General features: G+C 65.5%; 7 protein-coding genes. 2 read left to right on the top strand and 5 right to left on the bottom strand.

All coding sequences use genetic code 11. The features are described from left to right. Positions 1–22 precede the first annotated feature (22 nt). Positions 23–793, bottom strand: a complete 771-nt coding sequence (locus ACK4TE_RS13290) for a ComF family protein (protein ID WP_409912011.1) — start codon at positions 791–793, stop codon at positions 23–25. Between ACK4TE_RS13290 and ACK4TE_RS13295 the strand changes: the two genes are divergently transcribed. Further along, positions 792–1,715 carry a methyltransferase domain-containing protein gene (locus ACK4TE_RS13295; protein WP_409912012.1) on the top strand — a complete coding sequence of 308 codons (924 nt, stop codon included), beginning with the start codon at positions 792–794 and terminating at the stop codon, positions 1,713–1,715. The genes ACK4TE_RS13290 and ACK4TE_RS13295 overlap by 2 nt on opposite strands. Before the next feature lie 21 nt (positions 1,716–1,736). Here ACK4TE_RS13295 and ACK4TE_RS13300 read toward each other — a convergent pair whose 3' ends face one another. The 4 genes from ACK4TE_RS13300 to ACK4TE_RS13315 are packed head-to-tail and all read right to left on the bottom strand — an operon-like array spanning position 1,737 to position 4,492. Beyond that, positions 1,737–1,916, bottom strand: coding sequence for a Flp family type IVb pilin (locus tag ACK4TE_RS13300; RefSeq protein WP_409912013.1), 180 nt, complete (start codon positions 1,914–1,916; stop codon positions 1,737–1,739). After that, positions 1,891–2,334, bottom strand: a complete 444-nt coding sequence (locus ACK4TE_RS13305) for a (deoxy)nucleoside triphosphate pyrophosphohydrolase (protein ID WP_409912014.1) — start codon at positions 2,332–2,334, stop codon at positions 1,891–1,893. The genes ACK4TE_RS13300 and ACK4TE_RS13305 overlap by 26 nt, the downstream gene beginning before the upstream one ends. After that, on the bottom strand, positions 2,331–3,581 hold the full coding sequence (argJ, locus tag ACK4TE_RS13310) for a bifunctional glutamate N-acetyltransferase/amino-acid acetyltransferase ArgJ (protein WP_409912015.1): 1,251 nt from the start codon (positions 3,579–3,581) through the stop codon (positions 2,331–2,333). The genes ACK4TE_RS13305 and argJ overlap by 4 nt, the downstream gene beginning before the upstream one ends. Beyond that, positions 3,578–4,492: a peptidylprolyl isomerase gene (locus ACK4TE_RS13315; protein WP_409912016.1), complete on the bottom strand. Its 915-nt coding sequence runs from the start codon at positions 4,490–4,492 to the stop codon at positions 3,578–3,580. The genes argJ and ACK4TE_RS13315 overlap by 4 nt, the downstream gene beginning before the upstream one ends. Positions 4,493–4,679: 187 nt before the next feature. On the opposite strand from ACK4TE_RS13315, the gene secA reads away from it, so the two are divergent. Further along, positions 4,680–7,415 carry a preprotein translocase subunit SecA gene (gene secA / locus ACK4TE_RS13320; protein WP_409912017.1) on the top strand — a complete coding sequence of 912 codons (2,736 nt, stop codon included), beginning with the start codon at positions 4,680–4,682 and terminating at the stop codon, positions 7,413–7,415. Positions 7,416–7,660 lie beyond the last annotated feature (245 nt).

Raw genomic sequence — 7,660 nt, forward strand, 5'->3', positions numbered from 1 at the left:
CATGTTGCGCCCGTGACATTTATTATATGGTAATGTCGGTTTCCCGGACAACGCGCGCCAGCACCAGGACGTCAACCTGCCGCGCCCCTGCCCGTTTCAGGGCACGGGTACAGGCCGACAGCGTTGCCCCGGTCGTCAGCACATCATCCACCAGCAGCACATGCGCGCCGGCAATCCGCCCTTCCCGGCCCTTGCGCACCTTGAAAGCCCCGGTCACGTTCCGCCGCCGCGCCCGGCGCGCGAGGCCCGCCTGGCTTGGCGTACGCCGCGTGCGCACCAGCGCGTCCACCAGCACCGGCTTGCCGGACGCCTTCGCCACAGCCTGCGCCAGCCAGCCCGACTGGTTGAACCCCCGCATCACGAGGCGCGTATAGTGCAGCGGCACCGGCACGATCAGCTCTGCCGTATCGATCAGCGGCCCGCCCACCTGTCCCATCCATCCTGCAAAGGTCGCCAGCCCGTCGCGCCGCCCGGAGCGTTTCAGATCCAGCACCGGCCGCCGCGAAACATCATCATAGACCAGCGCCGCGCGCGCCCGGTCCCATCTCGGCGGCCGCGCCAGACAGGCCACGCACCAGGTCTCGTCGCCGGTCCGGTAATCGAGCGGTATGCCGCAGCGGTCGCACAGCGGATCGGAGATGAAGCGCAGCTGCGCGAACTCCGCCGGCGACAGCGGCCCCCGTCCAGTGCCCCGCTCCCCGCTCACCAGCGAGCGCGGCGGCCAGATAAAATCCGACACGCCGCGGAAAAACGCCTTGGCCCCGGCCCCGCCACTGGGCATATCCCCGGTCATGAAGGCGCCTCCCCCAGCCCCGCCCGCGATCTTCGACAGCGCCCGCCTCGCCGCGCGCCGCCAGCGGATCGCTGCAACCTTTGCAGACTATGACTTCCTGCGCCAGCGCGTCATCGATGACCTGGAAAGCCGCCTCGCGGATACGCCCCGCACGTTCGGGCGCGGCCTCGAGCTGGGCGCCGCCGGCGGGGAGCTCTCCGCCCGCCTGCTCGCCAGCGGCAAGGCGGCGGCCATGATTGCCGCCGACACGGCACCGGCCTTCGCTGATCTCGCAAAAGCCCGCGGCCTCGAAACAGCCGAAGCAGACGCCGAGCGCCTCGCCTTCCCGGACGCGAGTTTCGATCTCGTCCTGGCACCGCTGACGCTGCACTGGATCAACGACCTGCCGGGCACCCTCGTCCGTATACGCAATATCCTGAAACCGGACGGCCTGTTCCTCGGCGCGCTCTTCGCCGCAGGCACGCTTTCCGAACTGCGCGAGGTTCTCACCGAAGCCGAAACCGAGCTGACCGGCGGCCTCGCCCCGCGCCTCTCGCCGCTGCCGGGCCTGCGCGACATGGCGGCCCTCCTGCAGCGCGCCGGGTTCGCCCTTCCCGTGGCCGACCGCGACACCGTCACCGTGCGCTACCGCGATCCCTTCCGCCTGCTGACGGATCTCAAGGGCATGGGCGAGCGCGCCGCCTTCGCGTCCGGCGCGGCCCGTCCGCTGCCCCGCCGCGTCCTCGCCCGCGCGCTTGAGCTCTACGCGCAGCGCCATGGCGATCCGGACGGGCGCGTGCGCGCCACGTTCGAGATCGTGCATGTTTCAGGGTGGTCACCCGGCCCCGGCCAGCCGCAGCCGCTGAAACCGGGAAGCGGCAAGGTCAGCCTTGCCCGCGCGATCCGGGAGTCGCGGCCGGAATCCGATCCGCCGTCCGATTAGAAAAATTGTCCTGGACCGAAATCAGCCGGCTCCGGCGATTTCCGTTTCGAGCTTGTCATAGGTCGATCTGTTGGCCTCGGAGACCTGGGTCATCCCGCCAATCGCCGCGACCACCATCAGCGCACAGATCAGGCCGTACTCGACAGCCGTCGCGCCGCGGTCATCCGCAAGCCACTCACTGAAAATCCGGCGCAGTGCCATTGTTTCTGTCCATCTCGGCCTGTTTCCCGAGCCAGTCGAACAGAGGGATATCTGCCGGTGGTGCGGGATAGGTCTTCAGCCTGTCCTTCTCAACCCACGCTATGGCTTGGCCTTCGCGCGGCCTGATATCTCCAGACCAGCTTTCGCACCCGTATAATGGCATCAGCAGGTGAAAGGCGGGGTAAGCAAAACTCGCAAATGTCAGCGGTTTCAGATCGATTTCATTAACCTCGATCGATAACTCTTCCCTCAGTTCACGGACGAGCGCGGCTTCGGGTGTTTCGCCGGCCTCCAGCTTGCCGCCCGGGAACTCCCACAGGCCTGCAAGCTGCTTGCCGGGCGGCCTCTGTGCCAGAAGGATGCGGCCCTCGCGGTCGAAAAGCGCCGCCGCGACAACCAGCAGAACCGGCCCGCTCATGTCCGGTAGGCGCCGTTGATATCGACATATCCATGCGTCAGGTCGCAGGTCCACACCGTCGCGGCATGCGCGCCGACGCCGAGGTTCACCCGGATCGTGAACTCGCGCTGCGCAAATACGCCGCTTGCCGCCGCCTCGTCATAATCGGGCGCCCGCGCGCCATCCTTCGCCACCTGCACATCATCGAACCAGATCGACAGCGCCTCGATATCCACCGGCTCCAGCGATTTGCCGACCGCCATCACGATCCGCCCCCAGTTGGCATCGCCCGCCGCCATCGCCGTCTTGATCAAGGGCGAGTTGGCGATATGGCCGGCCACGATCTTGGCGGACGAAACCGAAACTGCACCCTCGACGCGGATGGTCGCAATCTTGCTCGCCCCTTCCCCGTCCTTCACCACCTGCATGGCCAGGTCGAGGCAGACCGCCTTCAGCGCAGCGGCAAAGTCCGCAAAGCGCGGGTCAGACCGCGTGGCAATCTCCGCGCCGCCGGCCGCGCCGGTTGCGAACACCATCAGCGTGTCGGAGGTCGACGTGTCGCCATCGACCGTGATGCAGTTGAACGTCTCGTCCGTAACCTCCGCCAGCACTTCCTGAAGGAGTTCTGCGTCAACGGCGGCATCCGTGAAGACATAGGACAACATCGTCGCCATGTTCGGCGCGATCATGCCGGAGCCCTTGGCGATGCCGGCGAAGTTCACTGTCTCGGCGCCGATCTGCACGGTCAGGCCCGCGCCCTTCGGATAGGTATCCGTCGTCATGAAGGCGCGCGCCGCCTTCTCCCAGTCCGGCGCTTCGAGCTTCGCGGCAAGGTCCGGCACGAAAGCGCCAACAAAGTTCGGGTCACTCAGCGGTTCGCCGATCACGCCTGTCGCGGCAAGGAAACATTCTTCCTTCCGTACACCGAGCGTTTCCGTCAGCGCCTTCAGCGTCGCCTCGTTCTTCAGCGCGCCCTTCGGCCCGGTGAAGGCGTTGGAGTTTCCGGAATTCGCCACCAGTGCCCTTGCCCGGCCCTTGCCGGCCGCCAGCGCCTCGCGGCACCAGCGCACATCCGCAGACGCCGTCAGCGAGCGCGTGAACACGCCGGCCCCGCTTGTGCCCTCGTCGAACACGAACAGGAACACATCATCGCGCACCACGCCCCGGCGCGCGTAGAAGCCGCGGCTGCCCGTGGCGGCGCGCACGCCGCGCACCTCCGGCAGCGTGGGGAAAGCCGCGGGCGCGAAGGGCGAAGGGGTCAGGTTCAAAGATCGTCTCCAGGGTCGGGGGTCGCAGGTGCGGGATCCGTCGAGGGCACATAGCGCTCGCCGCCGCCTTGCTCAATCGTTGCCTCCGTGCGCAGCCGCCGCAGGATCCGGCTCACTTCGTTGAGCGTGAGGAATGTCGCGATCTCCGGCCGCATCTCCTCGCGCGTCTTGGGCGGCTCGGTCCGGCGGTCCTTCACTTTCAGGATATGCCAGCCCTGATCGGTCTGGAACGGCGGCGACACCTCGCCTGCCGGCGTGTTGGCGATCACCACCGGGAACGGCTCGGCAAGATCGTTCGGCGACAGCCAGCCCATGTCGCCATTCTCCATCCGCGTGCGGGTATCGATGGAATTGTTGAACACCAGGCTCTCGAAGCTCGCCCCGCCCTCGATCTGCGCGTACAGCGCCCGGGCCGTCTCTTCCGTCTCGGTCAGGATATGCGCCACCCTCACCCGGTCATTGGCCTGCTGCAGGCGCACCTGTTCGCCATACATCCGGTTGATCGCCTCTTCGGTCACCTTCACCGACACCAGGCTCTCCACCAGCAGGTTGCCGAGGATGCGCTCGCGCGCCATTTCCAGCCGCCGCCTGCCCATCGGATCGCGGTCGAGCCCCAGCTTCTCCGCCTCCTGCGCCATAAGTTTCTGGTCGATCAGCTGGTCCAGTACCAGCGTATAGGCATCGTCCTGCGGGCCGAAATCCGTCCCGGCGCTGATCAGCCCGCGGGCGACCGCTTCCAGCTCCACATCCTCCACGAAAACCGGCTCGCCATTGACCATGGCCGCGACGGTTTGTTCCACCTCGGCCCGGTCCGCCGGGCGCAGCACATTCTCCCCGCAGCTGGCCAGGGGCAGGCAAAGCACGGCCAGGAGCGCAATATGTCCGTGAAGAATCAAAGGTCTGGCGCGCATGGCGGCTCCCCTTCCTTCTGTGGGCGCCGCATTGACACCCTTCGGCGGCGTTCTTAAGTCTGCCCCGCGTGCTGGTCGAGTGGTTTCAGCCAGGCAAAGCGCGGTGGGATAGCGGCTAAATTTCCTGTAAGCTCCGGCTGAAGGACTTGTCCCGTAGTCTCATTCAAACTGGTTGGTGCTGCTTCTTATGCTGTCTGTTGCCCGTAAGCTTTTCGGAACTGTAAACGACCGTAAACTGAGACCGCTCCGCGCCCGCGTTAACCGGATCAACGCGCTCGAGCCGATCATGGAGGCCCTCTCCGACCAGTCGCTGAGGGGCAAGACCGCCGAATTCCGCAAGCGCCTCGCCGATGGCGCTACCCTCGACAGCCTGCTGGAAGAGGCCTTTGCCGTCGTCCGCGAAGCCGCCAAGCGCGTCAACAACATGCGCCACTTCGATGTCCAGCTGATGGGCGGCATGGTGCTGCACTCTGGCGCCATCGCCGAGATGCGCACCGGTGAGGGCAAGACCCTCGTCGCCACCCTCGCCGCCTATCTCAACGCCCTCGAGGGCAAGGGCGTGCACGTCATCACCGTCAACGACTATCTCGCCCGCCGCGACGCCGAATGGATGGGCCGCATCTACGGCGCCCTCGGCATGACCACCGGCGTCATCGTCCACGGCGTATCCGACGAGGAACGCCGCGCCGGCTATGCCGCCGACATCACCTACGGCACGAACAACGAGTTCGGCTTCGACTATCTGCGCGACAACATGAAGTATTCGCTGGACCAGATGGCCCAGCGCGGCCACCACTTCGCCATCGTTGACGAAGTCGACTCGATCCTGATCGACGAAGCGCGCACGCCGCTGATCATCTCCGGCCCGACCGACGACCGCTCCGACCTCTACATCAAGATCGACAGCCTGATCCCGCGCCTCTCGCCGGAGGATTTCGAACTCGACGAGAAGCAGCGCTCGGTCGTCTTCACCGAGACCGGCACCGAGAAAATGGAAGGCTGGCTGGCCGAGATGGGCGTGCTCGAAGGCTCGCTCTGGGAGCCCGGCAACATCTCCCTCGTCCACCATTCAAACCAGGCCCTGCGCGCCCACAAGCTCTACGCCCGCGACAAGGACTATATCGTCAAGGACAGCCAGGTGATGCTCATCGACGAGTTCACCGGCCGGATGATGGAAGGCCGCCGCCTCTCCGAAGGCCTGCACCAGGCTATCGAGGCCAAGGAACGCGTCGACATCAAGCCCGAGAACGTCACGCTCGCCTCGATCACCTTCCAGAACTATTTCCGCCTCTACAAGAAGCTCGCCGGCATGACCGGCACCGCGCTCACCGAGGCCGACGAATTCGCCGACATCTACAAGCTCTCGGTCATCGACCTGCCGACCAACAAGCCGGTCCAGCGCAAGGATGATGACGACGTCGTCTACCGCACCGCCAAGGCGAAATATGCCGAGATCGTGAAAGAGGTGAAGGAAGCCCATGCCAAGGGCCAGCCGATCCTCCTCGGCACCGCCTCGATCGAGAAATCCGAACTCCTGTCGAACCTGCTCACCGCACAGCGCATCCCGCACCGCGTGCTCAACGCGCGCCATCACGAGCAGGAAGCCTTCATCGTCGCCAGCGCCGGCGTGCCTGGCGCCGTAACCGTCGCCACAAACATGGCCGGTCGCGGCACAGACATCCAGCTCGGCGGCAATCTCGACATGCGCCTCGCCCAGGAGCGTGCGGAGAAGGAAAAGGCCCTCGGCCGCGCCCTCTCGGACGGCGAAGTCTCCCTGCTCGCCGCGCAGATCAAGGCCGATATCGAAGTCAAGAAGAAGCAGGCGCTGGACGCCGGCGGCCTCTATGTTCTGGGTACGGAGCGTCACGAATCCCGCCGCATTGACAACCAGCTGCGCGGACGCACCGGGCGCCAGGGCGATCCCGGCAAGTCGAAATTCTACATCTCGATCGAAGACGACCTGATGCGCATCTTCGCGGCCGACCGTATGGACGCCGTGATGCGCCGCCTCGGCATCAAGGAAGATGAGGGCATCACCCATCCCTGGATGAACAAGGCGATGGAAACCTCGCAGAAGAAGATCGAGGAACGCAATTTCGAGATCCGCAAGAACGTCCTCAAGTATGACGACGTCATCAACGACCAGCGCAAGGCGATCTTCGAACAGCGTCTCGAATTCCTGCGCTCGGATGATGTCTCCGACACGATCACGGAAATGCGTGATATCGTCATCGACACCATCGTCTCGCGCGCCATGCCGGAAAAGGCGTATGCGGAGCAATGGGACCTTGACGGCCTGATCGAAGCGCTGCGCACGGATCTCGCCATTGATCTGCCGGTCCGCACCTGGGCCGCCGAGGAAGGCGTTGCCAACGAAGAGATCGCACAGCGTATTCGTGACGCGGTGAATGCGCAGTATGATAATCTCACCCGGCTTGTGGGCGACCAGCAGATCCGCCGCATCGAGAAGCAGATTCTCCTGCAGGTGCTGGACCTGCGCTGGCGGGAACACCTGCAGCAGATCGACCAGCTGCGCTCGGTCATCCACTTGCGCTCCTATGGCCAGCGCGACCCGCTGAACGAGTTCAAGCGCGAAGCCTTCAACCTGTTCGACACGCTGCTCAGCGAGCTGCGCGCCACGGTCACGCGCTCGCTACTGCACATCCGTGTGCAGAGCAATCCGCAGGAGCCCGCCCCGCGCCCGGTTGCCGCCCCGGCCCCGCCGCCGCGCCCGCCGGTCATGCACGAAACCAAGCTCGATCCCGACACGGGCGTCAACGAGATGAACCCGTCCGAGGCCCCGGTCCGGATCCCGCAGGCCGAAGACGACTGGTCCAACACGCCCCGCAACTCGCCCTGCCCCTGCGGCTCGGGCAAGAAATACAAATACTGCCACGGCGCCATCGTTCCCCAGAAAGCCTGACCGCTCCCGGACGCACCTCATCCTCCCCCGTTCACGGGGGAGGTGCCCCGAAGGGGCGGAGGGGGAAGCCCCGAAATGCTGGATAAGAAACCCCCAACGCAACACTTCGCCCCCCTCCCGCCCCCACCCCCTGTCATCCCGGCGAAAGCCGGGACCCGGAAAGCCCAGCAGGAACAACGCTCAAGCGGGCTCCCAGCTTCCACCGCCCCACCAAACCAAAGAATTCCACAGCTTCCCAATCCGGT

It is taken from the genome of Hyphomonas sp. (genome assembly GCF_046313975.1).
Taxonomy (GTDB): domain Bacteria; phylum Pseudomonadota; class Alphaproteobacteria; order Caulobacterales; family Hyphomonadaceae; genus Hyphomonas.

Excerpts from the sequence above, each read along its gene's own strand:
- ACK4TE_RS13315 (WP_409912016.1), bottom strand. The coding sequence starts at position 4,492 with ATGCGCGCCAGACCTTTGATTCTTCACGGACATATTGCGCTCCTGGCC.
- ACK4TE_RS13305 (WP_409912014.1), bottom strand. The coding sequence starts at position 2,334 with ATGAGCGGGCCGGTTCTGCTGGTTGTCGCGGCGGCGCTTTTCGACCGC.
- ACK4TE_RS13300 (WP_409912013.1), bottom strand. The coding sequence starts at position 1,916 with ATGGCACTGCGCCGGATTTTCAGTGAGTGGCTTGCGGATGACCGCGGC.
- secA (WP_409912017.1), top strand. The coding sequence starts at position 4,680 with ATGCTGTCTGTTGCCCGTAAGCTTTTCGGAACTGTAAACGACCGTAAA.
- ACK4TE_RS13290 (WP_409912011.1), bottom strand. The coding sequence starts at position 793 with ATGACCGGGGATATGCCCAGTGGCGGGGCCGGGGCCAAGGCGTTTTTC.
- ACK4TE_RS13295 (WP_409912012.1), top strand. The coding sequence starts at position 792 with ATGAAGGCGCCTCCCCCAGCCCCGCCCGCGATCTTCGACAGCGCCCGC.